This window comes from Gordonia sp. NPDC003585 (genome assembly GCF_040610755.1).
In the GTDB taxonomy this organism is placed as follows: Bacteria; Actinomycetota; Actinomycetes; order Mycobacteriales; family Mycobacteriaceae; genus Gordonia.
Genome location: NZ_JBEXMX010000191.1, coordinates 1 through 1,536, shown reverse-complemented (window position 1 = coordinate 1,536; position 1,536 = coordinate 1). Strand labels below are relative to the sequence as shown.

The window sequence follows — 1,536 nt, the reverse complement described above, 5'->3', positions numbered from 1 at the left end:
CTGTCAACGGCGGCTGAAATCTGACCCCTTATCGACGTTTGAATTTTGACCCCCTGTGGTTGGTCTATTGGTCGTGTGTGACGAGGTCTCGTCGGGATTTGGTGCGGTAGGAGTCGCCGTTGATGGTGATGACCTCGGCGTGATGGACCAGCCGATCGATGAGCGCGGCGGCGACAATCTCGTCGGCGAAGATCTCTCCCCATCGGCCGAATGGCATGTTCGAGGTGATCAACACCGAGCCTTGTTCGTAGCGGCTGGCGATGAGTTGGAAGAACAGGTTCGCGGTGTCGGAGTCGAACGGCAGATACCCGATCTCGTCGATGATGAGCAGCCGGTAGCGGCGCAGCCGTTTGATCTCCGCGGCCAACCGTCCCGCGGTGTGGGCTTCGGTTAACCGTGCCGCCCAACCCGTCGCGGTGTCAAAGAGCACCGGATACGAGTTGTGGGCGGCTTTCATCCCTAATGCGATCGCCAGATGCGTTTTCCCGACTCCGGGTGGTCCGAGAAGGATCACGTTGTCTGCCTTGGCAATCCAGGTACTGGTGGCCAGATGTGCGATCACATCGCGCGGCAAAGATGGCACGTGATCGAAGGTGAAGTCCTCCACCGTTTTGACCGCCGGGAACCTCGCGGCGGCGATCCGCAGGGTGGTGCCGTTGGCTTCACGTTCGGAGACTTGGCGTTCCAGGATCGCCGCCAAGTACTGTTCGTGGCTCCAGCCCTCATCGCGGGCACGATCGGCCAACTCCGCCCAACACCGCCGGATCGTGGGGGTCTTCAACGCGCGGGTCAGGAACTCCATCTGTGTGTGAATCTGCTTGCCCGACACAGTGGTCGAGGTATCGGCGGTACTCAATTGTGGGACTCCAAATCTGTGGTGGTGGTGAAGTTGACGCCGTAGAGGTCGTCGTAGTCGGGTAGCGCCCTCATCGGCACCTGGTGGCCGTCGAGGTGAGCCCGCACCCGTGCCGCGTTGCCGGCCGCGATGTTGAGGTCCTGCATGCGGTAGTTGCGCCGCAGTTCTTTGGCGGCCCGCACATGCTGGGGATCGGCGATCGTGACGTGGTTGGCCCAACTGCGGTGGTGATCGGCCACGGTGACATCCCCGCATCGGATGACCACATCGCTCAGGTCGGCAGTGATGTCGACGAACCGGCCGATCACCGACGGATGCACCGAGTAGTCGTTGCCGGCCACCCGCACGTAGTAGTCCCGGCCCAACCGGACTCGGTGGGTCAGACCGACGTGCGGGGCCGCCGGTGGCAGAGCGGTCATCGCCGCCACATCCATCTCGAGGACGTCGGCCGGGCGGCGATCACCGATCGAACGCACGATCCGGGTGTTGGCATGCTCACCCAGCCACCAGCGGAACTGGGTGTTGAAGTCCTCCGGTGACTCGAAGATCCGGCCCGGCAGGAACGAGGTTTCGAAGAACCGGTTGTTGCGTTCGACCATGCCCTTGTACTCCGGATCGCGCGGCGGAGCTAGTTCGAGTCGGGTGCCCAAGGTGCCCACGAATCCGGCCGCCAACGCTGT

1 protein-coding gene and 1 pseudogene are annotated in these 1,536 nt (G+C 62.9%); both read right to left on the bottom strand.

Features of this window, described 5'->3' with window-relative positions:
• Positions 1–64: 64 nt before the first annotated feature.
• A complete protein-coding gene (gene istB / locus ABZW74_RS24545) occupies positions 65–829 on the bottom strand; it encodes an IS21-like element helper ATPase IstB (protein WP_308221105.1) in 765 nt (254 codons plus the stop codon).
• A gap of 23 nt (positions 830–852) precedes the next feature.
• Positions 853–1,536 (bottom strand): annotated as a pseudogene (locus tag ABZW74_RS24540) (IS21 family transposase); the annotation flags it as partial.